Raw genomic sequence first — 24,980 nt, 5'->3', positions numbered from 1 at the left:
ACTGGGGAAAAATTGATTCCTGACTCTCAATTTGCCAGTCCCTACTCCCCATTTATCAGAGCGTGTTGTTTCAAATCATCTAAAGAACAGACTTCTAATGCTCTGGCATGGGTGGCTGTAAGAATTACAGGTGGTGCAAATCCAGCTTCCAGTGCTTCTTGCCAACGAGCTGCACATAAACACCAGCGATCGCCTGGCCGCAAACCAGGAAAATTATACTCAGGATGTGGTGTACTCAGGTCATTACCACGAGATTTTGTAAACTCCAAGAATTCTGCTGTAACTTGAGCGCAAACAACGTGCATCCCCGTATCGTAAGCTCCCGTTTGGCAAAATCCATCACGATAAAACCCAGTTACGGGAGAAGAACAACAAAGTTCTAATGCTGTACCAATTACGTTTTCCGCTTGTGCCATATTTAATTCCTGAATAGTTTCCAATATTGGCTATAGGATTCTTGAGTACTGTTCCCCAATCTCCAGCCCCCATTACCCAATCTCTACTAAGCTGTTAGGCTTTTAAATTGTATATTTCGTACTCAGGTTGTCAAAAGTCCAAAGTCCAAAGTCCAATCTAGCCTTTGACTCTGGACTCTTGACTATGGACAGCCCTGACGCAAGAATATTTGATCCGGGTGCGTATCAGCTTATCTCCCAAACACACTCCCAAGAGAGCGAGTAATATTTTGCGGTTGCATCGCATCCATTGCGGCTGTAGGTTCATAGCCACAGTGAACCATGCAATCTGCACATTTGGGATTACCACTGGCGCGGCCGTATTTGCTCCAGTCTGTTTCTGCTAGCAGTTGCTTAAAGCTGGCGTAATGTCCTTCATTCAAAAGATAACAAGGTTTTTGCCAACCTAGAACGCTATAACTAGGGCTACCCCAAGGTGTGCATTCGTAATCTTTCTCACCGACAAGAAAGTCTAAAAATAAGGGGTTATGGTTAAAATTCCAGTTTTTCTTGCCCGTTTTATAGGGGGTGAGGATTTCTCGAAAGAGGGCGCGTGTTTGTTCTCGTTTGAGAAAATGGTCTTGATCTGGGGCCCAGTCGTAACTATAACCGGGGGAAATCATCATGCCATCAGTGTTGAGAGTTTCCAAGAAATCGAAAAACTCCTGCATTTCCTGAGGATCACAACCTTCAAAAATGGTCGTGTTGGTGGTGACGCGGAAACCTCTGGCTTTGGCAGCTTTGATGGCTTTAACGGCAATATCAAACACCCCTTTTCGATCTACACATTTATCATGCCACTCTCGCAACCCATCTAAATGCACGCTAAAAGTCAAGTAGGGCGATGGTTGAAATTTATCTAGGCTTTTTTCCAGTAACAAGCCATTGGTACACAAATAAACATACTTTTTCCGTTCCACTAATCCCCTGACAATCTCGTCAATTTGGGGATGTAGTAGCGGTTCTCCCCCAGGAATGGAAACCACAGGTGCGCCACACTCATCTACTGCGGCAAAACATTGTTCAGGAGTCAAATTCTGTTTCAATATCTCTGTAGGATGTTGAATTTTCCCACAACCAGAACACGCTAGATTACAGCGAAACAATGGTTCTAGCATTAATACCAAAGGAAAACGTTTGCGTCCTAAAAGACGTTGAGTAACTAAATACTTACCGATATCGATCGCTTGTTGTAAGTTAACCGCCACTGTATTACTCCTCAATAGTCATTAGTCAGTTGTTAGTTGTCAGTTGTCAGTTGTCAGTTGCTAATAGTTTTCTTCTCCCTGCCTCTTTTTCACCTCACTTGACATAACCTTGGGAAACAAACCAATTCACCGCATCTTTTAAGGCAATATCGACGGGAGATTGGGGTAAACCTAATTCTTTGACGGCTTTTGAGGCATCGTAGTACATGGTTTGTTGTGCCATACGGACACCATCTATAGGGACTGAGGGAGTTTTTCCCAAGGGTGCGAGAATCTTTTCTTCCATCCAGGCGACGCTTAGGGGTAACCAGCCTGGGACAGTCCATTGGGGTGCGGGTAAACCTGTGATTTGTGCCAGTTTCTCCAGTAGTTGCTGGAGGCTGAGGTTTTGATGTCCTAAGATATAGCGATCGCCACTTTTCCCTTTTTCCAAGGCTAGTAAATGCCCCCAAGCTACGTCCCGCACATCGATTAAATTCAGTCCGGTGTTCACATAAGCGGGCATTTGTCGCCGCAAGAACCGCAGAATAATATCGCCGGTGGGTGTAGGTTTGATATCCCAAGGGCCAATAGGGGTGCTGGGGTTAACTATGACGATATCTTGTCCTTTGGCTGCGGCTTGTATAGCTTCCTGTTCGGCAAGAAACTTGGACTTTTTGTAATGTCCAATTAGCTTATCTACGGGGCTTTGATAGGTTTCATCAGCAATTTCACCAGAGGGATTGACCCCAATGGCGGCTACGGAACTGGTGTAAACAGTACGTTCAATTCCCGCTTTTTGGGCTGCTTCTAACACCTGAAAAGTACCGATGACATTGTTTTGATAAAGTAAATCCCGGTCTTTTTGCCACAGGGAGTATTGGGCTGCAACATGAAACAGATAGCGACAACCAGACATTTGTCGCCAAAGGAACTGATTATCGAAATCCCCTTCGACAATTTCCACGTCTAAACCCTGTAAATTACCCAGATTACTCTGAGGACGGACTAGGGTTTTGACCGTGTATCCTTGTTGCAGCAGCAATCGCACTAGATTAGCACCCACAAAACCTGTAGCCCCCGTGACAAAGACCCGCATTAATTTCTCTCCTTGTGGGCAAAACGGGGAAACCAATCGTCCAAAATGGCGTACACCACGGGTATCACAATCAAGCTGAGGATGGTAGAAGTTACCAGTCCACCAGCGATCGCTACAGCCATAGGCGATCGCAACTCTGAACCCGCACCCAAACCCAAGGCGATGGGTAACATTCCTAACAAGGTGGAAATAGTCGTCATGATGATGGGGCGCAAACGTACCGGGCCTGCCTTGAGAATTGCCTCTGTACGGCTTAAGCCAGCTTGACGCAGTTGGTTGATGTAATCTACTAGGACAATGGCGTTTTTATTGGCTAACCCTAGTAAGAAGACAAAACCAATCAGAGAAATCATCCCAAAGTCACTCTTGGTAAAGAGTAACGCCAGCATTGCACCCACAATGGACAGAGGTAAGGAAACGCCGATTACTATTGGGTCTATCCAACTTTTGAACAGTAAAACTAGTACGACGATAATGCACAGTGCTGACAACGCCAAAGTTGAAGCAAAGCTACCAAAAACCTCGCTTTGGCGTGCCGAATCTCCTCCCAAATTTAAGGTGATGCCAGCAGGTAAGATGGGTTGGGCTTCCGCTACTATCTTATCAGTAGCATTACCTAGAGATAAATCTTGTCCCAAGTTAGCACTGATATAAGCTACCCGTTGATTATTCAGCCGTTCAATTTGCAAAACCTGATCCTGAGTATTGGTTTCACCTGTAACTGTGACATCGGCGAATCCGGGTATTTTCTCAATGCGCTCTTTAATTTTCTTAGCAGCTTCATTGAGAGCCTGTAAATCATTACCGCTTAATGCTACTTGTAGAGGTTTTTGTCCACCCGTATCCACAAATTGAATATCTTCCACACTGGTAGTTACGCCTGGAAGGTTAGGCAAATTTGAGCGTAGTTGGTCTTGTAATTCCGCCGTCTGGATTTTACGGTCTTCCTTTAGCTTGACATACAGTGTTCCTTTATTCGGCTCACCCTCACGAGAACCAACTGTGGTAAAAACTGTTTCCACATCCGGGTATTTTCTCACTACCTCTTCTAGTTTTTTGGCTACTTCTAGAGAGTCGTTGAGGGGGTTGGGGATTGGGAACTGGGTATTAGAAACTGGGGATTGGGTAATATTGCTTCTTTGTCTTGCTTGTAGTTGTAAAGCTGCCAAATCAGGGATCTTTGGCAAGGGTGCGGTGTAGGTGATGTTGAATTCACCCCGGTCTAGTTTGGGAATAAAGCCTTTTGGGATGAATGGTATTAATGCTATACCAGCAACAAAACTGAGTACGGCTAAGGCAACGACTGTTTTACGATGGTTTAAAGACCATTTAAGTAAGTTGCGATAAAGTTGGGTGAATTTTCCCCAGATGTTCGCTTCCTTTCGTTGGGGAGTTTTTGTGACAGATTTTAGCCAATAGGTAGCTAAAACTGGTGATAGGGTACGAGCAACCAAGGTAGAAGCTATATAGGAAGCTGAAACTGTGATGCCAAATGGCTTGAAGAATTGCCCAACTACTCCACCCATCAAACCGATGGGTAAGAATACGGCTACGGCGGCGGCGGTAGTGGCGACGACGGCCAAACCAATTTCGTCCGTGGCTGAGTGAGCAGCTTGGCGGGGGGTTTCACCTTCTTCGATGTGCCGTAAGATATTTTCCACATCAAGGATGGCATCATCAATTACACTCCCAATGACCAATGCTAGAGCCAGTAAGGTGATGGTTTCTAAATTGAAGCCAAAAATCGCCATCACGATAAATGTCGCCAGCAAGGACGTAGGAATAGCTAATGCGGAGATAAAAGTTGCCCGCCAATTCCATAAGAAGGGATAAATCACCACAATTGACAAGACGATCGCCTCTATGAGCGCATCTATTGTTGACTTAGTAGCATGGCGGATATACTCTGCTTGGGTAGCGGCTAAGGTAAGTTTGACATCTGGGAGATTAGCACGGAGCTTCTGTACTTCTTGCTCGACCCGACTAACAACTTCTAAGGTGTTAGCGTTACCACGTTTAATTACTTGAAATGCCAGTGCTGATTGACCATTGAACCTGACTAGTGTGCCTGCTCCTTGACTAAGAGCCGCAAGGCTATCACTGGCAGTATTTAGGGGAGGTGAGGCAGTCGGAGCGCCCAGCAGCGAAACTTTGAGGACTCCTGGTAACTTAGCGATCGCTGGTGTAATCTGGTCTTGAGCTAACTTTGTTAAATCTGCCAGATTGCGAGAATTACTCTCAATGGCATAACTCACAGCAGCAGACTCATTCAAGTTCAAAGGAATCGTTTTGTAACTTGCGCCTTGAGGAAGGTTTAACTGCTTGAGTGCTGCTTCAACTTTGCTAGTGGAAGTTTCCAGATTTGTTCCTACACTAAAAGCCAAACTCACAGCAGCCTGACCAGGATAGCTAGATGAGCGGAGATTATCTAGTCCTTCTAAAGAACGCAGACTATCTTCTATCGGTATGGTAAGCTTTGCTTCAGTATCCACGGCAGTTTTCAGAGGAGCCGTAGCATTTACCACCACTACCGGAAAGGTAATATCTGGAAACAAAGCATACTTAAGGGAACTGAAAGCCAGCGCGCCAGCTACCGCTACGGCAATCCAAAAACTGACAGTCAGCCACGAATACTCAATTGCCCATCGGGAAAAATTGAAGCGTTGTCGTGCCGATTTTGAGCTAGTTAGCTTTACCATCTTGGAAATTCATCAGGCGGAAGACACATTTAATTGTCATGCTACAGTAATCCTTGACACTTTGCGAGTCGAAGAGTAGGGGTGTAGGGGAAAACTATTGACTACTGACTAATGACTATTGACTAATGACTATCAACACAATTCTCGTGCCGCAGGGTTCTGAATACATGGCTGTGTGTCGCGGCTTAAGTCGAGTCACTGGTAAAACCCCCAAAATTATACCAGTGCCAGTAGGTAACAAGCCGTTAACAAAATACCTCCAACAATTGCCAAAGCAGGAATACTCTACCGGTTATTTACAACCAAAAGTCTTGGTTATGGGTCTATGTGGCAGCTTAACCCCGCAATATCATGTTGGGGATGTGGTGTTGTATGAAAGTTGTATTTCCCAGGAACAATTGCAAGTCTGCGATTCCGCCTTCACTACAGAAATACACTCAGCATTAAAAACTCATTATCCAACGCTGAAGTTAGTTAAATCATTGACAAGCGATCGCGTTATTTGCTCTGCTTTAGAAAAACGACATCTTGGCAAAACTTTAGCTGCTGATGTCGTTGATATGGAAGGATTTGCTACCCTAGAGTATTTCAATGGATCTGATGTAGCAGTAGCTATGCTTAGGGTAGTTAGCGATGATTGTCATCACAATATCCCTGACATCACAGCAGCCATCAATCCCGACGGTTCCCTACAGCCTCTATCTTTAGGATTAAGATTCCTGAGTCAACCTATTGCAGCTGCTCGGCTAATTCAAGGTTCCCTACGAGGACTAAAAGTGTTAGAAGAAGTGACAAAATCACTGGTAGCTGAATTTTAAATCAGTTAATCAAAGATAATTTACACAATTTCTATTGATTTTTTAGCGTGTTTCAACTGCTTCCAAAGCAGATGTATTTGTTTATATGCTTCTTCTGGAGTAATTTTGCCACCAGTTTGCAAATTGCAAATGTAATTGACCCGTTGGGAAAATTCTTGTAAGTTGGCATTAAATGCCAAATACTCTGGTTTGAACTGCCCATAGTATGGACTACGAGGATAGAGAAAATCGCACAGTTCCAAGAGAACATCAGACTGTGGGTTCATAGAAGTTTCCATCTCGAAATTTAATATTTCTGGCAGGATAGACTTACAGGTATCTTGTTTGTCGTGCCTAATTTGCGATTAAATTTAATATATATTTAAGTAAAATAGCAAATAGTAGGAATAAATCCCACTATTTACTACTAGCAGAGGTTAGGAGACAACTAGGGAAAATTTGTAATTCATGAATTTACGAAAATAAATTTAAATTATCATGTGTCTTTAAATATAAAATTATTACCAAGTAAATAGAAGTATCTAGGTAAATTTTAATAGTTTTCCTAGATTTGAAGAAAAGTAGCAGATAAGTAATATTTCCCTATCTGCTAACAGAATACGGAGGTATAAACTTGATTAGTCATTAGCCAAATTCTCAGTTTTACCATCTGGACTATTGACTCTGCCAATCAGATTAATTGGCATTAACTAATTCTTGAGTAGCGATGGCAGAATGTTTGACAGATTTAACTAAATCTTCGAGAACTTCTTTAAGTCTTTGATCAATTTCTGCATCAAGTTGCACGCTACCATCGGTTTGACGTTCAATTTGTTTGTCCACAGCGTAAACGGTAGCTAAAATATGTCTGGCTCCTAGTTCACCCAAGATGGGTTTTAAAGCATATTCCACTGACAATAAATGAGCGATAGTTCCACCGGTAGCAATTGGTAAAACTACTTTTCCTGTCAATGATTTCTGTGGTAGCAAGTCTAAAAATGCTTTTAGTACGCCTGTGTAAGCAGCTTTGTAGATGGGAGTGGCAATAATAACACCATCTGCTTTTGCTAATAAGTCTTTTGGTTGTTCTAGCGCTGGGCTGTCATATTTACCAAATACCAAATCTTCCGCAGGTAAATCACGTACGGAAAGAATGTCTACGTGCAAACCTTCTTCTTGTAACAGCTTGGCAGTATGTTCCAGAATTCCGTAAGTTCTGGATGGATGAGAAGGACTACCTGCGATCGCTAGAATACGAGCCATTAGTTTCAACTCCCAATAATATTTTGATACTTTTATAAATACCTGTAACTCTATCGATTTACCGTATTTTACGTTTACAAGTATCACATATTCCTCGTCAGCAAGCAAGAGGCTTTGAGAAAACTACTGAAATACTTTTGTTAACGTGATTTATTTAGGACTTACACACCCAGATTTTCTGTTGAGACAGGGTGTAAGGGTTTCAAAGATTTATACCCCTATACCCCTAAACTGATGAGAAAGATTTTACCCAGCCGAGTTTGATAGCTAGATCAAGAGCGATCGCTGCCGTTGCAAACCACAATATACTTTCACTAGCCATGACTACAAAAGGTAAAACTGTGTTGCTGCTATTCCACCCCATTTCTATCTGAGTTAAACCCCGCACCAAACCAAAAGCCATAACAGCACCATCTTTCAGATGAGAATTTTGATCTGTGCGGATAATATAGCGGTAAGTAATCCCAAATAATAAACCAGAGAAACCAGCGATCGCCCCACTCAACAACCAAGGCCAGTCAACATCTATTTGCAGACTGAAGAGTGAGGGAAAATACCTCGCCAAAACCAGAGTATTGAGCAAACTAGTGATGATAAAAGCTAACCCCAGCGAAAATCCGCCAATCATACCAGCCTTAATGGATTCTATCCGTTCAGCCATTACTTGTTCATCGAAAATTCTATTCATGATAAATCTTGGATTCACAGCAGCGATCAACTAGAGATGAAACATGAGAAAATTACCCAATACCCAATCCCCAGTACCCAGTCCCCAGTATGATAAATAGTAGAGACATTTTGTAAATAATTTCCAAAGAGAGACTATGGCGATTTTGACACTTGGTTGGGTATCACTGTTAGTTGTGTTTACTTGGTCGATTGCGATGGTAGTTTGGGGACGTAACGGACTGTAGGGGAATTGTGGAAAGTCCATTCCTAAGTATTTTGGCTCTAGTCGCCTTAGTGCTGTTACTATCTGTTACAAGTGGCGTTGTTTATTTAACGGTAGCAGACTGGCGCGATCGCCGTCTTCGAGAAAATGAAAAGCGCACACTCCGAAGCAGCACTCCCAAACGGCGATAATTCTCAAGGGACGAATTGAACGCAGTTTTACAAAAATCTTCTTCCAGGGACATGATTCTATCGTGTCCCTAAATTTTTATGGCGCTGTGGGTGTCATTAGTCATTAGTCCATAGTCCATAGTCATTAGTCATTAGTTATTCTTTGCTCCCCCTGCTCCTCTGCTCCTCTGCTCCTCTGCTCCCCACTCCCCACTTGTTACATTTCTCCTCCTTCGGGGAACTCTGAGATAGAAGGCTTTGAGATATTTTAAGTCCTACAGGGAATGGAAAACTCTTCTACAGTACAACCCATACAAACAACTTCCGAGCCAGAATCTCAACCAGATATGAAGACAGCTCTTTCTGGGGTAATTAGTCGGATTCGTCAGTCTCTGGACATAAAAACAATATTCCAAATTACCGTTACGGAAGTACGCCAACTATTAAATGCTGATCGAGTAGGAGTATTCTGTTTCTATCCTGAGTTGGGATGGAAAGGGGAATTTATTTATGAAGATGTGGGTTCTGAATGGATTTCGGTGTTGACATCCGAATTAAGCGATGGATTATTCCCTACTGTAGGCTATCACTGCTTTGCTGAGGAATTTGCTCAACCTTATCAGCAAGACACAATCAAGGTAATGGCTAATATCTACCAAGCAGAAGTCAGTGATGACCATATTCAGTTACTAGAAAAGTTGCAAGTACGTGCTAAGGTAGCTGCTCCTTTAATAAAAGGAAAAGATTTGTGGGGATTATTATGTGTGCATCAGTGTAGTACTCCTCGACAATGGGAAGCATCAGAAATTGAGTTTGTGCAATTGATAGCTGAACATTTGGGAGTGGCTTTACAGCAAGCAGATTATCTAGAACAGGTAAAAGTGCAATCAGCACAACTAGCACAAGCCAAAGCTAGAGAAAAAGCCGCAGAATGGCAAAGATGTATGGCGATCGCTATCGAGAAAATTCGCCAATCCCTGGATTTAGAAAGCATTTTCCGCACTAGTACCATAGAAATTAGAAAACTGGTGAATGCTGACCGTGTAGCTATTTACCGTTTCAATCCAGATTGGAGTGGTGAATTTGTCTTTGAATCTTTGGCTGATGGTTGGATTTCTCTGATAGATGAACAAGAAAAGCAACCAGAATTAAGAAAGAACGTCAGCGAATGTAGCGCCAAAGATTTAGCATCTACCCCAGCAGTAGATACTTACTTACAAGAAACCAGAGGTGGTAGTTTCACCAAATGTGAAATTTATCGTGTCTGTAATGATATTTATAATGCAGGTTTCAGCGACTGCTATATCAAAGTATTAGAAACCTATCAAGCCAGAGCTTATGTAATTATTGCTATTTACCACGGTCAAAAACTGTGGGGCTTATTAGCAATCTATCAAAATACAGGCATACGTGATTGGCAAGATGATGAGGTATACTTACTCACGCAAATCAGCACCCAGTTAGGTGTAGCGTTGCAGCAAGCCGAATATCTACAGCAAATGCGAACTCAAGCAAGCGAAATTGCTAAAGCTGCGGAACGACAAAGGGCGCTGGCTAACACTGTAGAGAAAATTCGCCGTTCTCTTGATCTTGATACCATCTTTAAAACTACTACTCAAGAAGTGCTACGTCTATTAGGTGTAGAGCGGGTAGCAATTTATCGCTTTTATCCCGACTGGAGCGGTGAATTTGTCGCCGATTCTATTGTTGATGGTTGGACACCCGTAGTTAAGCCACAACCTGTTACAGAACGTCTACTGCTGCAAGAAACACAAGCAGGTAAGTATGCACGGAATGAAGTTTTTGTTCCTATTTCCCAAGGAGATAAGTTATGGGGTTTGCTAGTAGCTTATCAAAACTCCCAACCCCGTTATTGGCAAGATGAAGAAATTAACTTATTGGCTCAAGTTGGTGTACAGCTAGGTGTAGCTTTACAGCAAGCAGAAACCTTGCAACAATTACAGGTGCAAGCTGCACAATTGGCTAAAGCTGCCGCACGAGAACGCAAAGCAGCAGAGAGAGAAAAAGCATTAGCAGCTACAGTAGAGAAAATTCGCCGTTCTCTTGATTTAAATACTATCTTTGCTACTAGTACTCAAGAAGTCCGGCGATTATTGGAAGTTGATCGCGTAATTATTTATCGTTTCCAGCCTGATTGGAGCGGGGAATTTGTTGCTGAATCTTTGGGTAATGGTTGGACACCAGTCAATAAAATTCTCACTGTGATTGCAGACGATTACTTGCAAAAAACTCAAGGTGAATATTTTGTCAACGGTAAAATTCTAATTGTTAAAGACATTTACAGCCCAGATTATTCTAGATACCATATCGCCCTCATCGAAGCAATGGAAGCAAGAGCATATATAGTTGTGCCAATTTTCCAAGGCGAAAAACTGTGGGGATTACTAGCTGCTTATCAAAATACTCAATCCCGTGATTGGCAAGAAGAGGAAGTAGATTTACTAGTGCAGATTGCTAATCAATTAGGGGTAGGACTCCAGCAAGCAGAATTGCTCGAACAAACACATCGTCAAAAGGAAGAAATCACTCAAACGCTCAAAGAATTACAGGCGACTCAAAGCCAGTTAATTCAAAGTGAAAAGATGGCTGGTTTAGGACAACTAGTAGCGGGGATTGCACACGAAATCAACAATCCTATTAGTTTTATTTACGGTAACATCGCTTATGTTAATGAACACATTGAAAATTTATTTCAATTGCTGCATCTTTATCAGAAAAACTATCCTAAACCAGAAGCAGAAATCCAAGAACATATAACAGCATTAGATTTAGACTTTATTACTGATGATGTAGCTAAGATTCTCACTTCTATGAAATTTGGTGCAGAGCGTATTTCTCAATTAGTGTTATCACTAAGGATTTTTGCTCGACTTAACGAAGCAGAAATGAAAATGGTGAATTTACATGAAGGTATTGATAGTACCTTGCTAATATTACAACATCGCTTGCAAGCAAATACTAATGTTTTTGAGATTGAAGTCATCAAAGAATATGGTGATTTACCTGAAATACTCTGCTATGCAGCCCAAATGAATCAGGTGTTTATGAATATCATTAATAATGCAATCGATGCAATAGAAAGGTCGAGATTGATAGGTGGAATAGTAGATAAATCACAAATTAAAATTAGTACGAAATTGCTCAAGAAGAATGCAGTGGTAATTTGCATTGCTGATAATGGTTGTGGGATTCCCGAAGAAATGCGATCGCGCATCTTTGAACCGTTTTTTACTACCAAAGAACCAGGACAAGGTACTGGTTTAGGTTTGTCTATTAGCTATCAGATTGTTGTAGAAAAACACAGTGGACAAATTAATTGTATTTCTGAATTAGGTAAAGGTTCGGAATTTTTGATAGAAATCCCTATCAGATAGCCCAAAATTTGATTATTTCTGCTGTGCTGAAAAACAAATCTCCTAGAGAAAATCTGGAAAGGTGTATAAGTTTTTTGTAGTTACATAGCCACAAAAATGGTTTTTCACATATCACGACATCTCAGGCATCTGGATCATATTCGAGATTAGTGTAAAATCATGCAATAACCACTGTTGTACATACGTAAAATACAGGTATTTTCCATGCTTATTGGTAATTTCAGGCTGCATCCCCAAAAATTAATTTGTTGCTTAAGTCTTGTCGGTGCATCTTTGGGTGTAATGATTCCTAAGGCGGCTTACCCCCAAACCACTAGTGTTCCCGTGATTAGGATTTTAAGGGTGACAGTTGCTGGCGGTACAACTTTTAAGTTGCAAGAGAATTGGTTTCGCCAATCAACGGAAATCACGGACAATAACAAAAAATGTGGAGTGAGGACAGGAGAAAAGTTTTTTGTTTCATCTATTAGCGATAATCGTAATAATAATGCCGAGTACCGTGAAGGAAATCGGTTGGAAAAAATCAGAGACTACTATACAGTGACTTTTGATAGACCATTACCTTGTAATCGCACAAACCAAACATGGTATATATTTAAAAACCATGTAGAACAATTACAGGCCATACCTATTCGTCGCTAATATCTGAAGTTTTTTACAGAATTTCTGATAATTTATGCACCAAACTATTAGCTAAATCCAAAATAGCAATCTCAGAGGTTTTATCACTAGCTAATAGATGCTTAATAGCAGTTAACCTCTCATCTGTTGGATATTGCCAGCATTCTTCTAGGTTGACTGCTATATCAAATAGTGAGCGATGGCATTCCATCGACTGTAGGTCATCGCCTAAATGTTTTCTTAACCTAATAGCTACAATATCATCACTGATCAAAAATTCTTTGATTTTACTTAGTACTGAACTGGTGAATATTTCTTCCTCTCCCCATGTTTCCAACCAATCTCCGTGAGCATCTTCAACATAAATGTGGATGAAGTTTATCCCATAATTGAGCCAGTCTTCTTGCATTTTTCTGGCTGTTGCTAATGCTTGTGTAAATTCGTCCACCTGATTTGTGTAGCTATTAGTTTCTCTTTGATTAGCCATATCAAGCTGTAATGGGCAGATAAATTAGATAGTTGACAGCAGAAATTCTGAGTATCGGACTTTTACGATAATTAAGAGAAATTTAAGTATTTACCACCAGCAAGGTAATCACTGTTATAAAGTGCTACATTAACTAATTGGTTGACAAAATTAGCGTCTTGAGGGTTATAACTTAAAAATAGTCCTCTTTGGATTTCCCACGATCGCAATGTGTTTTCCCAAGCCTGGTATTTTTGTTGATGCAATTCTTTACTGACGCTGGTAACTTGAATACACAATGGTTGTTGGTGATGATTACTAACAATTAAATCCGTTGCCATCGAAAGGTCTGCGATGTAGCGCTGCCAAAAACTCCCGTCTCGACTGGCAATATCTTGCGCTATTGATTTAATGATATCATCATCGCCTTGATTAAACTCTCCTGCCATCAATTTTTGTTTCCAAATGTAGAACTTGGAGTCACTAGCATTAATCCATTTGGGAAACAGATAACCGTACCAATATCTTTCATTAGCAGTCATCTGGGCAAATTTTGCTTGTTGTTCTTCTGGGGAAGGTAATGATTTTAGTATCAGCCAAATGGTAGAGTCGGTAATTACCTCTAGAAGAAATGCCAAGACGTAGGGTTTTGCTGTCAGAGAACCTGGCTTGATATTTTTTACCCAACGATTTATTTCATCCAATCTTTTGGCTAAATTGGGGTCTATAGATGATGACTGCTCAATAAGGGAATGGAGTTTGTCCTTAATGTCTTTTGCTTGCAAACTATGGCTAACTTTCAAGAACTTACGCTTTTTTCCAATTTATACCTAAATTTTACTGACTACTAACTTATTTAACAAAAATATCAAATGTATCTTCACACAACACATCAATTTAATTAGATTGCTTTGTTTAAGCAGTAGTAGAGTTTACCCTTGAGATGATAAAAACTAAAGGTTGTCTATTATATCATTTAAGCGTTCTCCTTTGTTTTTCTTGTAATAATTTTGAGGCAAGACAGCATAGCTGGTGACCAAATAGAGATGACCTGCGATCGCTCATTCGTGTAGCCTATATCTTCAGACACCCTCCACCACCTAGAGAAGACCATAAGCACTGATCAGTAAGAACTTCAGCTTAGAGGTTATTTATAAAGTAAAAATAAAATTCTTGTAGGGTGTGTTAGGCGCTTATTTCCAATATGATTTGCCACAGAATGACTCTCCTAGCGCCTAACGCACCGTCGCCTGGATGGTGCGTTACGGCTAAATTTCATTGTCTCTTTGTCCCAAATTCTTTCATAGCCGTAACACACCCTACTTAAGATTTACTTTATAAATAGTCTCTTACCTACAGCAGTTATCAGGGAATTTCCGTAGACTAATAACATCATCCTTGCCTAACTGTCGAGGTCATCATGAAAATAACTAAGTAATAGGACTTACGTATGAAAATGAAAGATCAAAGGTTTGGACAAGGGTGTAGGGGTATAAATGCTGGAAACCCTTACACCCGGTCTCAACAGATAACCTGTTTGCGTAAGTCCCAAGTAATTGCCGCTTACATAGCTTAATGAAAATCTAAATATTGTTGGACACAACTCCGATAAAAATAGTTTTCAGTAACAATACTACTCATCCTTATAACTATGTCTCAGCCAACTATAGAGTCAATTCTGCAAGAAAAACGTTTATTTCCTCCCAGTGCCGAGTTTTCCCAAAATGCCCAGATTAAAAGTCTAGAAGATTACCAACGTCTTTACGACAAAGCCAAAGCTGATCCGCAAAAATTTTGGGCAGAATTAGCCGAAACAGAATTGCACTGGTTCCAAAAATGGGACACAGTACTAGATTGGCAAGCACCTTTTGCTAAGTGGTTCGTGGGAGGGAAGATTAACATTTCCTACAACTGTTTAGATAGACATCTCACAACCTGGCGGAAAAATAAAGCCGCGTTGATTTGGGAAGGGGAACCAGGAGATTCCCGTACTTTAACTTATGCCCAATTGCATCGGGAAGTTTGCCAGTTCGCCAACGTCTTGAAACAACTCGGAGTGCAGAAAGGCGATCGCGTCGGTATTTATATGCCGATGATTCCCGAAGCCGCGATCGCCATGTTAGCCTGTGCCAGGATTGGCGCACCTCATAGCGTGGTATTTGGTGGGTTTAGTGCAGAAGCATTGCGCGATCGCTTAATTGATGCCCAAGCTAAGGTAGTAGTTACAGCTGATGGTGGGTGGCGAAAAGATGCGATCGTTCCCTTGAAAGAACAAGTAGACAAAGCCTTGGCTGATGGTGCTGTTCCATCTGTAGAAAACGTCTTAGTTGTCAAGCGTACCGGACAAGATATTTATATGCAGTTGGGAGGACGGGATCATTGGTGGCACGATTTACAAAAAGGTGCATCCGCCGATTGTCCCGCCGAACCAATGGACAGCGAAGATTTGCTATTCGTCCTCTACACTTCTGGTAGCACTGGCAAACCCAAAGGCGTTGTCCACACCACTGGTGGTTATAACTTATATACTCACATGACCACCAAATGGATTTTCGACCTACAAGACACAGATGTATATTGGTGTACAGCAGATGTAGGTTGGATTACCGGACACAGTTACATTGTCTACGGCCCCCTCTCCAACGGTGCAACCACACTCATGTATGAAGGTGCGCCTCGTGCCTCCAATCCTGGTTGTTTCTGGGATGTAATTGAAAAATACGGTGTGAACATTTTCTACACCGCACCAACAGCAATTCGCGCCTTTATTAAAATGGGCGAACACCATCCCAACGCCCGTAATCTTTCTTCCTTAAGATTATTAGGTACTGTCGGTGAACCAATTAACCCAGAAGCTTGGATGTGGTATCACAAAGTAATTGGTGGCGATCGCTGCCCCATAGTTGATACGTGGTGGCAAACTGAAACTGGTGGAATTATGATTACCCCTCTACCAGGGGCAATTTCCACTAAACCCGGTTCCGCTACCCTTCCCTTCCCCGGCATCCTGGCCGACATAGTTGATTTAGATGGTAACACTGTACCCGAAAACGAAGGTGGTTACTTAGCAGTGCGTTATCCCTGGCCGGGAATGATGCGGACTGTCTACGGCGATCCGGAACGCTTCCGCCGCACCTACTGGGAACACATACCCCCCAAGGATGGCAATTATACTTACTTTGCCGGCGATGGTGCAAGAAAAGATGAAGACGGCTATTTCTGGGTAATGGGGCGTGTGGACGATGTATTGAATGTGTCAGGACACCGCCTCGGCACAATGGAAGTAGAATCAGCCTTAGTTTCTCACCCAGCAGTTGCCGAAGCAGCAGTAGTGGGCAAACCTGATGACTTAAAAGGCGAAGAAGTAGTAGCTTTTGTCACCCTAGAAGGCACTTATCAAGCCAGCGATGACTTGAGTAAAGCCCTCAAACAACACGTAGTTCAAGAAATCGGGGCGATCGCTCGTCCTGGGGAAATCCGCTTTACTGACGCATTACCCAAGACGCGATCGGGTAAAATCATGCGGCGCTTACTACGAAATCTCGCCGCCGGACAAGAAGTTTCTGGCGATACTTCCACTCTAGAAGATAGAAGCGTTTTAGATAAATTACGGGAAGGTGCATAGTTAAAATACAAAGGTGCGTTATGGAAATTAGTCCTAACGCACCGAAAATTTAGGAGAGTAGGGAGTAAAAATCTGGCGTTGCATAAATGTGGGATGATTTCTATCACGCAGTAGACGCTTTGCGGCTACTCTACGAGAACGCTAAGAGCGAACCCGCAGGGTGGCGCAGAGGCGCAGAGAGAATAAAGAGTTTATTTCATACCCAGTCCCCAATCCCCAATCCCCAGTCCCTTCCTCAAGGATAAAGACCGCGATCGCTCAACGCCTGAGCAACCCTACCCACACCCAAGGTATAAGCGGCTAATCGCAAAGGAACTTGCCGCATCTGTGACTGTTTAATCACTTGATGATAAGCTTGCACCATCAAGTGTTCCATTTCCCGGTTGACACGCTCCTCATCCCAGAACAGGTAGGAAAGACCTTGTACCCACTCTAAATAACTCACAACCACGCCCCCAGCATTCGCCAAGATGTCTGGTAGTACAGTCACACCCCGCCCCTCTAGAACTCGGTTAGCCTCCAAAGTCACCGGGCCGTTAGCAGCTTCCGCGACAATTTGCGCCTGTATCTGGTCTACATTTTCTTCAGTGATTTGGTTTTCTAAGGCTGCGGGAATCAAAACATCGCAAGGTAAAGTTAGCAACTCTGCATTACTAATCGCTACTGCTTGGGGAAAACCGATAATACTCCGATGATTTTCCGCAGCGTAGGCTTTTAAGGCTGGAATATCCAGACCATCAGCCGCAAATAAACCTCCTGCACCTGTAGAAACAGCAATAATTTTGGCTCCAGCTTGGTACAGCAATTCAGCCGCAGCACCGCCTACATTGCCAAAACCTTGAATAACTATTCGCACTCCCTCTAAGGTTCTGCCCATATCCGCCAGTGCTTCACGGACAATAATCATGACACCTCGTCCAGTTGCCATTTCTCTTCCTCGTGAACCACCAATGGAAATTGGCTTACCTGTGACAACTCCTGGGACTGCGTGACCAACATTCATAGAGTAAGTATCCATCATCCACGCCATCTCACGGGCGGAAGTTCCCACATCTGGTGCTGGTATATCTACGGAAGGGCCGATATCTTTAATCAATTCGCTTGTATAACGACGAGTAATTCTCTCTAACTCACCTACACTGTAGTGTTGGGGATCTATAGCAATACCTCCCTTCGCACCACCATAAGGAATACCCAATAGCGCACATTTCCAGGTCATGAGCATTGCCAGAGCGGATACTTCTCTCAGTGTCACAGCCGGATGGTAACGTGTACCGCCTTTGTAGGGGCCTAATATATCAGAATGCTGTACTCTGTGTCCTGCTAGCACCCGGATGTCGCCGTTATCTAATCTCACAGGAATAGAGACTGTCACAACTTTACGTGGGTGACTGAGAATTTCCAGCGCCCCTTGATCTAACCTCAACTCTTTTGCAGCTGCTTCTAAGTAGCTGCAAGCTTGATCAAATGGACAAATATGTGCTGGACTAGCACCTTCCATAGGTAGGGTCGGCATTGAAACCATATGATTTTCTCCTATTCGCAGCATTTTTGCGAATCAGATATATATGCCTAGCTTATCTTTGGTTTTTCGGAAAAATGGCTATTTTGTAGTTTTTGTTACATTTTTATCTTTTCTTCTTTTACAGTTACACCTTGTTGTGATCAAGACTAAAAGTTCCTTATTCCTAAAAATCCAAGATTATTGTCGCTAAATTCCCTGAAATGAAACTTATATGGCTAAAATAGCGTCTGGATAGGTGTGTAAGCTAATGCGCGTTTAAATTGCATAACTACTAATACGGGCTGTTAACCTTCAACTGTCAATAGCCTTCACGATGGATTGTGCAACTTAACAGCAGAGCTGCTTATCATTTCCGCTCCTCTAGGTACAAAATGTTAGCTTTTCTAAACGCCTCTCAAAAAATTCAGCATCCGCACTTACTCTGGGTAAATGCCCCATCCGTGATTCCAACACATAAGTTTACAAAATTTTAATTTTGCCTATATTGGAGCAAATGCTTGATATACAAGGATTTTTGCGACTTGAAGACGAACAAAAATTCAGAACAAGATAAAATCCTGCATAAAATTCGTCAATAGAGACGTAATAACAATGGAATCGTTGATACGTCCTCATCAAGATGACGGACTCACGGTGATTTGCTAGCTCACAAGATAAGTGCGACAAATGGGGGTTGTGATGCAAACTTTAAAACAGGGTTTCGAGGAGCGCAATCTCGCTATGGCAACGGAAGCAGAAAAACTAGCACAATTTTGGCGCAAGCGGCTAGCTGCGGAGTGTCCAGAACAAAATGTAGCTGCAATAGAAAGTATTATTCTCTGGCTGTTAGGTCGTGATGCACAACGGTTGGATCTACTCAACCCTAAAGAACTTGAAATTGCCAAGCAAGCGATGGAATATCGCTGGAAGATTTTAAGTCAACGCTACTTGGGTGTAGGTCGAGAACGTGCTTATCGTAACCTGATTACTCGGCTGGGAAGTTTAGTCACATTACGGAATAAAATTCAAACCTGGATCGCTCTGAGCCGCGATCGCCAACGTGGTGTTCTTGATGTATTACAAGAAGTGATACAAGAATTACTACAAAATGATACTTACATTCAGCAGCAAATGGCGTACATCGCAGAAGTTGCTCTAGATAAGAGACTCAAAGATACTTTACTATTTGCGACTGTAGAAGAATATTGCTTGCGACCAGTACGCAATCAGCCCTTGTTAGTTTATCGTTTTGTCAACTACCTACGCCGTTCTCAACGCGGTGGGTTAACTCAAGTTCCAGGTGGTGACTTAGTTAGGCTAGTTTCCGAAGAAGTATTGACAGACGACAACGATAATCGAGTTAACCTAGTAGATAATCAAGCGATCGCCGAATATCAAGAAGCACAGCAACTAGAAGAACAACAAGCACTGCGCCAGACAGTACAACAAGAGTTTGCCAATTACTTGCAAGAAAATCTGGGATCAGAAGCAGTAGAGTGGCTAAAGCTGTATTTACAAGGCAAAACCCAAGATGAAATCGCCAAGAAATTAAACAAACCAATCAAAGAAATTTATCGACTGCGAGAAAAAATCAGCTACCATGCAGTCCGTGTCTTTGCCCTCAAGGGTAAACCAGAACTCGTAGATAACTGGCTGGCAATTTCCTTACAGGAAAATAACTTGGGTTTAACACAAAACCAATGGCAAGAACTCCAAGAAAAACTAACCCCTATTGGACGACAAATCTTGGATTTGCGGAAATCAGGCAACTCCATAGAAGCTGTAGCCCAACAATTAAATCTGAAACAGCATCAAGTCATGGGCGAATGGACTAAAGTCTATCTCGCGGCTCAAGCCATCAGAACGCAAGAGTAACTATGGTGAGTGCTAAATACGGAGAAATGAGAACTGAGTGCTGAGGACTGAGTGGTGTTAGCAAGGTGAGGCTTAAGCCCTTACTGAGTCAAAATTCTAGCCTCTAGCCTCTAGCTTCTTGGCAATTTAAATATATTTATTTTATAAAAATTCCTGAGCATCAAACTTTAGGTAGAATTCCGCAATTGTCACCAGGACAATTGGATGTATATCATGTCATCTTTAACTAGAAATTCATTATCTGGTAGTTGTTCTTTATATGGTGAGCTACTACCAAAACTATTTTTATACTATCTTGCTCCTCCTATGGCTGATAAACACCACAAAATTAAATTTCCTCTTTGGCAATATCTCAACCAACCATTGTTCAACCGCGACTTAGAACTTAATCCCCGACGTTTCGCCTACAGTTGGCGCATTGGACTATTAAAACGGTGCTGGAGTAAGGAATGTGATGCGAAAGGGCCACAACAGCATTGATAATTGTTAAGCTATGGGACTTACCCATGAAAACGAAAGATTAAGGGTTTGGAGAAGGGTATAGGGGTATAGGGGTATAGGGGTATAGGGGTATAAATGTTTGAAATCCTTACACCCCTATACCCTTACACCCGGTCTCAACAGACAACCTGTGTGCGTAAGTCCTAAGCTATTACGCTTTTAAATTACCAGTCAACACGAAAAGATTGCTGAAGATGTTACGCCTAGCTTGCTTCGCCGTAGAATTACACTATAAATTTTCAGTTATTTAAAGTTTATGGTGTCTGGATTACAAGCAAATCAGGGTAAAATCGGAGTAGCGATCGCTGGCACTGGCTTTGGTCAAAAAGTTCACATACCTGCCTTTCAAGCCCATCATCGTACTGATATAGTTGCGATTTATCACCGCGATATTCATAAAGCTAAAGCAATTGCCGAAGCAAACAATATTCCCCATGCCTTTGACACTATAGCTGATACCGTTAATCTGCCAGAAGTACAAGCAGTCAGTATCGCTACACCACCTTTCCTGCATTATGAAATGGGGAAAACAGTATTGCAAGCAGGAAAACATTTACTACTAGAAAAGCCTGTCACCTTAAATGTAGCTGAAGCACAAGAATTGTATCAATTAGCGCAAAAGCAAGGTGTGATTGCCACTGTAGATTTTGAGTTTCGTTTTGTCCCTGCATGGCAACTATTCGCTGAACTTCTATCATCAGGTTATGTAGGAACCCCTCGCCTGATTAGAATTGATTGGTTAGGTTCTTCTCGTGCCGATACTTCCCGCCCTTGGAACTGGTATTCTTCTAAGGAAAAGGGTGGTGGTGCATTAGGTTCATTAGGTTCCCACGCTTTTGATTATATTTATTGGCTATTTGGGCCAGTCCGCAGATTAAATGCCCACTTGACTACAGCCATTCCTCAACGGATTGACCCTGCTGGCGGTGAATTAAAAGCAGTGGAGACAGATGATACTTGCCTGCTGTCACTAGAATTAGCAAATGGTACGCCTTGCCAAGTGACTATCAGTGCTGCTGTTCATGCTTCTAGAACACACTGGATAGAAGTATATGGCGATCGCGGTACTTTAGTAATTGGTAGTGAAAATCAAAAAGACTACATCCACGGTTTTCGCGTTTGGGGTTCCCAACCAGGTCAACCTCTTCAAGAAATCGAAATCCCGCCCAAATTACTATTCCCCCAACATTACACTGACGGACGCATTTGTGCATTCTTGCGGGTAGTAGACCAATGGGTACAAGGAATTGATCAGCAAAAGCCAGTAGTACCATCTTTAAAAGAAGGTATTTATTCCCAGTTATTAATGGATTTATCTCATCAATCTCATACAACTGGTAGCTGGGTAGATGTGCCAAATGTTGAAGATTATCTTATTTAAGTTAGGACTTATGTGTAAGGGTTTAAGGGTTTAAGGGTTTAAGGGTTTAAGGGTTTATGGCTGTAGGGGTATAAAACATTTATTTTGAATTTTGAATTTTGTAGCTTTAGCTTTCCTTCGGAACGCTACCGCGAACCCGCAGGGTATTTTGAATTGATTCATACCCCTATACACTTTTCTAAACCCTTGATGTGTAAGTTCTATTAAGAATTAATGATTCTTGTGCTTTCCACTTATTACTCATAACTCTGATGACAAAAATAGCGGGATTATTGTCCCGCTATCTGTTAGTCAGTTTTGCTTGTGAAGTGGAATTTACTTCCAACTCTTATCGGCTTGTCCTAGTACATAAGCAGCTACATCTTCAATTTGGTCAGGTTTTAAACGACCTTTGAAAGCAGGCATGGCGTTCTTACCGTTTGTTACCTGGGCAATAATTGCCTCTGCTGAGTACATACCAAACTTTTCCAAGTCTTCTTTCTTCAGAGTTTTCTGGGCTTGAACCAAATTCTTGCCACCTGCATGACAAGAAGCACAGTTAGCACTGAATATCTTGGCTCCGTTTGCTACGTCTGCTGCTAATGCAGGGCTACTGAAGGCAAAAGTGAAGAGTGCTATGCCTAACAGTACTAGGGAAAAAATCTTTTTCATGTCGCGTTCTCTCTGCAAATAAGGCTCATTCAGACCAATATCATCCTCAATTATTGTCAGTTGAGCTGCTGTCATAGTCAAATGACAGGCTGTCAAACTTCAATAGTTGCTTGTCAGTTGTCCATAGTCCATAGTCCATAGTTATTCTTTTTTACTTCCCTTGCTCCCCCTGCCCCCCCTGCTCCTCTGCTCCCCTGCCCCTCTGCTCCCCCTGCTTCCCCTGCTCCCCTGCCTTCTTCACTTCCCCTCGGCTAATTGGCTGATTGCTTCTTCTGTAACGCGGCAAATTCGCCAATCATCTAATATTGTTGCTCCCATGTGGCGGTAAAATGCTTGGGCTGATTCATTCCAGTCCAGAACGCTCCATTCTAGCCGTCCACAATCCCGTTCGACCGCTATTTGGGCTAATTTAGTGAGGAGTGCTTTACCAATGCCTTGTCGTCGATATTCGGGTAGGACAAACAAGTCTTCTAGATAAATGCCTGGCTTGGTGAGAAAGGTAGAGTAATTATGAAAAAATAAGGCAAACCCTACGGCTTGACCTGCGGATTCCGCTAAAATTGCTTCAACGTATCTTTGGGAGCCAAATAAATGCTCTTGAAGTGCAAGAACGTTGCCAGTTACAGCATGAGTTAATTTTTCGTACTCTGCTAGCGCTTTAATTAAGCCAAACAATGTTTCGCTGTCAGCAAGTTCAGCAAAACGTACAGTCAAATCGTTACCCACAGTCATTTATTCATAGTCGATAGTCCACAGTCAATAGTTTAAGCGATCGCCTACGGTGGGTGGAACGCCATCGTCTTTCACGGGGTACGTGTGTCCTGTAATTTCTTTAACTCGTGACTCTTGGCAGAATAAAAAATGGTCAGGTTAGTTATGAGTCCTAAGTAAAAATACTAAAATCCCAACTCTGATCCCCAGTTCCTAGCTCAAATTAACCAACCTTTCAGACGTTTGGCTATGTGTGGGCGGCGTAATTTACGCATGGCTTTGCTTTGAATTTGGCGGACTCGTTCGCGGGATAAGTTGAACATATTCCCGACTTCCTCCAGGGTGCAAGGTTCGCTAGTTGTCAAACCATAGCGTAGAGAAATTACGTCTTTTTCTCTGGGGGTGAGGACATCGCCTAAAACTTCCCAAATCTCCTGACGCATCATGTTTTCGTTCATTTTTGCTTCCGGAGATAAGTTATCCTCATCTTCTAATAAATCCATCAGTTCGGTATCTTCTTCTTTACCGACACGGTGGTTGAGGGAGAGGGCTTGTCGCCGGAGTTGTTGCAGTTGGCGCAGTTGTGGGACGCTAATTTCCAAAGCTTCGGCCATTTCTGCTTCGGAAGGGTTGCGGCTGAATTTTTGTTTGAGTTCCCGTTGGGCTTTTTTGAGTTTGTTGAGTTTTTCTACAATATGAATGGGTAGGCGGATGGTTCTGGCATCATTAGCGATCGCTCTCGTAATTGCTTGTCTAATCCACCAGTAAGCGTAAGTAGAAAACTTATATCCTTTATCGGGGTCAAATTTTTCTGTAGCTCGATTCAATCCCATTGCACCTTCTTGAATTAAATCGAGAAAAGGTACTCCCCGATTTAGATATCGCTTGGCAATTGATACTACTAATCTCAAGTTCGAGCGAATCATTTTACGCTTCGCCACTCGACCTTGATACAATCGATTTTCTAATTGTTTTTCTGTTATCTCTAATTGAGCAGCTACTTGGGCTTTTGTTGGATGTTGCCCTAATTGTAATTGCAAATCTGCTTGTAAATCTCTAACTTCTTCTAAAAATCTGACTCTTCTGGCTAATTCCACCTCTTCATCGGGTTTTAGCAGTGGATAACGTGCCATTTCTTTAAAGAACGCACCTACTGCATCATCATGCTCGGTTTTATTGTATCCCGAAGGCCGGGCAGCCGCCATTTCATCTCCGCTATCGCGTTCCTCTGAGTCTAAATTCTCTGTTATTGGGGGTTCTTCTTCTATTATCAGTTCTAAAGCATCAAGAGAGTGTTCTTCATGTTCTACAACGCTCTCTATTATTTCCATTGTTCCCAATTCAGCAATATTCATAGTTTCCTTGAGGGATTCATGCTTTGTTTGGTACATATTTTCACGACAACTGCTAACTACTGAGAATTTTTGTTTTTCCTAACTAAATTTGTGTCTCCTAAGTAGCAAATTTTAGGTTCATGTAATCAATTTCTAGCAGTTAAAAATAACTCCTAGCCACCTGTTTATAGCTGCTGCTACTATATTAGAATTCTTAGAAATATTTAGTTTTGCACCCAAATTTTATTTTCTCAGTTTCCAACAGATATATTGCTTATTTTTTTATTAATCATTTAATCTGTTAAACCCCCTCAACCTTTCTCTAAATTAACAATTAGAAAAAAATATGGGAAA

The 24,980-nt window shown here is 42.1% G+C and carries 23 protein-coding genes; 10 read left to right on the top strand and 13 right to left on the bottom strand.

Annotated elements, in window-relative coordinates; all coding sequences use genetic code 11:
- Positions 1-41: 41 nt before the first annotated feature.
- From H6G14_RS21925 to H6G14_RS21910, 4 genes are all read right to left on the bottom strand, one after another.
- A complete protein-coding gene (locus H6G14_RS21925; RefSeq protein WP_190569597.1) occupies positions 42-416 on the bottom strand; it encodes a DUF2237 family protein in 375 nt (124 codons plus the stop codon).
- A 230-nt stretch (positions 417-646) separates the two neighbouring features.
- Entirely contained in the window at positions 647-1,663 is a 1,017-nt protein-coding gene (gene hpnH, locus H6G14_RS21920; protein ID WP_190569595.1) for an adenosyl-hopene transferase HpnH, read from the bottom strand.
- 94 nt (positions 1,664-1,757) lie between these two features.
- Complete coding sequence (gene hpnA, locus H6G14_RS21915; RefSeq protein ID WP_190569593.1) at positions 1,758-2,741, bottom strand: hopanoid-associated sugar epimerase; 984 nt, start codon at positions 2,739-2,741, stop codon at positions 1,758-1,760.
- A complete protein-coding gene (locus tag H6G14_RS21910; RefSeq protein ID WP_190569591.1) occupies positions 2,741-5,440 on the bottom strand; it encodes an efflux RND transporter permease subunit in 2,700 nt (899 codons plus the stop codon). Before H6G14_RS21910 ends, hpnA begins: the two co-directional genes overlap by 1 nt.
- 125 nt (positions 5,441-5,565) lie before the next feature.
- On the opposite strand from H6G14_RS21910, the gene H6G14_RS21905 reads away from it, so the two are divergent.
- On the top strand, positions 5,566-6,258 hold the full coding sequence (locus H6G14_RS21905; protein ID WP_190569589.1) for a 5'-methylthioadenosine/S-adenosylhomocysteine nucleosidase family protein: 693 nt from the start codon (positions 5,566-5,568) through the stop codon (positions 6,256-6,258).
- A 20-nt stretch (positions 6,259-6,278) separates the two neighbouring features.
- Here H6G14_RS21905 and H6G14_RS21900 read toward each other — a convergent pair whose 3' ends face one another.
- From H6G14_RS21900 to H6G14_RS21890, 3 genes are all read right to left on the bottom strand, one after another.
- Positions 6,279-6,524, bottom strand: coding sequence for a DUF7219 family protein (locus tag H6G14_RS21900; RefSeq protein WP_190569587.1), 246 nt, complete (start codon positions 6,522-6,524; stop codon positions 6,279-6,281).
- A 409-nt stretch (positions 6,525-6,933) separates the two neighbouring features.
- Positions 6,934-7,500: an NADPH-dependent FMN reductase gene (gene ssuE / locus H6G14_RS21895; protein WP_190569585.1), complete on the bottom strand. Its 567-nt coding sequence runs from the start codon at positions 7,498-7,500 to the stop codon at positions 6,934-6,936.
- A gap of 226 nt (positions 7,501-7,726) precedes the next feature.
- Positions 7,727-8,188, bottom strand: a complete 462-nt coding sequence (locus tag H6G14_RS21890) for a hypothetical protein (protein WP_190569583.1) — start codon at positions 8,186-8,188, stop codon at positions 7,727-7,729.
- Positions 8,189-8,324: 136 nt separating this feature from the next.
- Here H6G14_RS21890 and petN point away from each other — a divergent pair, with 136 nt between their 5' ends.
- The 4 genes from petN to H6G14_RS21870 all read left to right on the top strand — a co-directional run bounded on the left by petN (position 8,325) and on the right by H6G14_RS21870 (position 12,599).
- Complete coding sequence (gene petN, locus H6G14_RS21885; RefSeq protein WP_010998401.1) at positions 8,325-8,414, top strand: cytochrome b6-f complex subunit PetN; 90 nt, start codon at positions 8,325-8,327, stop codon at positions 8,412-8,414.
- Positions 8,415-8,421: 7 nt separating this feature from the next.
- Positions 8,422-8,583, top strand: coding sequence for a hypothetical protein (locus H6G14_RS21880; protein ID WP_190569582.1), 162 nt, complete (start codon positions 8,422-8,424; stop codon positions 8,581-8,583).
- A 263-nt stretch (positions 8,584-8,846) separates the two neighbouring features.
- A complete protein-coding gene (locus H6G14_RS21875) occupies positions 8,847-11,957 on the top strand; it encodes a GAF domain-containing protein (protein ID WP_190569580.1) in 3,111 nt (1,036 codons plus the stop codon).
- 204 nt (positions 11,958-12,161) lie between these two features.
- Positions 12,162-12,599, top strand: coding sequence for a hypothetical protein (locus H6G14_RS21870; protein WP_190569578.1), 438 nt, complete (start codon positions 12,162-12,164; stop codon positions 12,597-12,599).
- A 13-nt stretch (positions 12,600-12,612) separates the two neighbouring features.
- Here H6G14_RS21870 and H6G14_RS21865 read toward each other — a convergent pair whose 3' ends face one another.
- Both H6G14_RS21865 and H6G14_RS21860 read right to left on the bottom strand, forming a co-directional pair.
- Entirely contained in the window at positions 12,613-13,065 is a 453-nt protein-coding gene (locus H6G14_RS21865; protein WP_190569576.1) for a hypothetical protein, read from the bottom strand.
- 71 nt (positions 13,066-13,136) lie between these two features.
- Entirely contained in the window at positions 13,137-13,829 is a 693-nt protein-coding gene (locus H6G14_RS21860; RefSeq protein WP_190569631.1) for a hypothetical protein, read from the bottom strand.
- Between the two features lie 866 nt (positions 13,830-14,695).
- Here H6G14_RS21860 and acs point away from each other — a divergent pair.
- Both acs and H6G14_RS33375 read left to right on the top strand, forming a co-directional pair.
- On the top strand, positions 14,696-16,669 hold the full coding sequence (gene acs, locus H6G14_RS21855) for an acetate--CoA ligase (RefSeq protein WP_190569574.1): 1,974 nt from the start codon (positions 14,696-14,698) through the stop codon (positions 16,667-16,669).
- Positions 16,670-16,755: 86 nt separating this feature from the next.
- Positions 16,756-16,914, top strand: coding sequence for a hypothetical protein (locus H6G14_RS33375; RefSeq protein WP_206757609.1), 159 nt, complete (start codon positions 16,756-16,758; stop codon positions 16,912-16,914).
- Here H6G14_RS33375 and H6G14_RS21850 read toward each other — a convergent pair.
- On the bottom strand, positions 16,905-18,194 hold the full coding sequence (locus H6G14_RS21850; protein WP_190569572.1) for a Glu/Leu/Phe/Val family dehydrogenase: 1,290 nt from the start codon (positions 18,192-18,194) through the stop codon (positions 16,905-16,907). The genes H6G14_RS33375 and H6G14_RS21850 overlap by 10 nt on opposite strands.
- Positions 18,195-18,860: 666 nt before the next feature.
- Between H6G14_RS21850 and H6G14_RS21845 the strand changes: the two genes are divergently transcribed.
- From H6G14_RS21845 to H6G14_RS21835, 3 genes are all read left to right on the top strand, one after another.
- On the top strand, positions 18,861-20,048 hold the full coding sequence (locus tag H6G14_RS21845; protein WP_190569570.1) for a HetZ-related protein 2: 1,188 nt from the start codon (positions 18,861-18,863) through the stop codon (positions 20,046-20,048).
- 213 nt (positions 20,049-20,261) lie between these two features.
- Complete coding sequence (locus H6G14_RS21840) at positions 20,262-20,528, top strand: hypothetical protein (RefSeq protein ID WP_190569633.1); 267 nt, start codon at positions 20,262-20,264, stop codon at positions 20,526-20,528.
- A gap of 277 nt (positions 20,529-20,805) precedes the next feature.
- On the top strand, positions 20,806-21,930 hold the full coding sequence (locus H6G14_RS21835; protein ID WP_190569568.1) for a Gfo/Idh/MocA family protein: 1,125 nt from the start codon (positions 20,806-20,808) through the stop codon (positions 21,928-21,930).
- Between the two features lie 315 nt (positions 21,931-22,245).
- Here H6G14_RS21835 and petJ read toward each other — a convergent pair whose 3' ends face one another.
- The 3 genes from petJ to H6G14_RS21820 all read right to left on the bottom strand — a co-directional run bounded on the left by petJ (position 22,246) and on the right by H6G14_RS21820 (position 24,683).
- Positions 22,246-22,581 carry a cytochrome c6 PetJ gene (gene petJ / locus H6G14_RS21830; protein ID WP_011318044.1) on the bottom strand — a complete coding sequence of 112 codons (336 nt, stop codon included), beginning with the start codon at positions 22,579-22,581 and terminating at the stop codon, positions 22,246-22,248.
- 237 nt (positions 22,582-22,818) lie between these two features.
- On the bottom strand, positions 22,819-23,313 hold the full coding sequence (locus tag H6G14_RS21825; RefSeq protein WP_011318043.1) for a GNAT family N-acetyltransferase: 495 nt from the start codon (positions 23,311-23,313) through the stop codon (positions 22,819-22,821).
- 197 nt (positions 23,314-23,510) lie between these two features.
- The gene (locus H6G14_RS21820) at positions 23,511-24,683 is read right to left on the bottom strand and encodes an RpoD/SigA family RNA polymerase sigma factor (RefSeq protein ID WP_190569566.1); all 1,173 of its coding nucleotides are present in this window, start codon (positions 24,681-24,683) and stop codon (positions 23,511-23,513) included.
- Positions 24,684-24,980 lie beyond the last annotated feature (297 nt).

Source organism: Nostoc parmelioides FACHB-3921 (genome assembly GCF_014696625.1).
Classification (GTDB): Bacteria; Cyanobacteriota; Cyanobacteriia; order Cyanobacteriales; family Nostocaceae; genus Trichormus; species Trichormus parmelioides.
The sequence above is the reverse complement of the archived record's forward strand: the minus strand, read 5'-3'. Positions and strand labels throughout refer to the sequence as shown.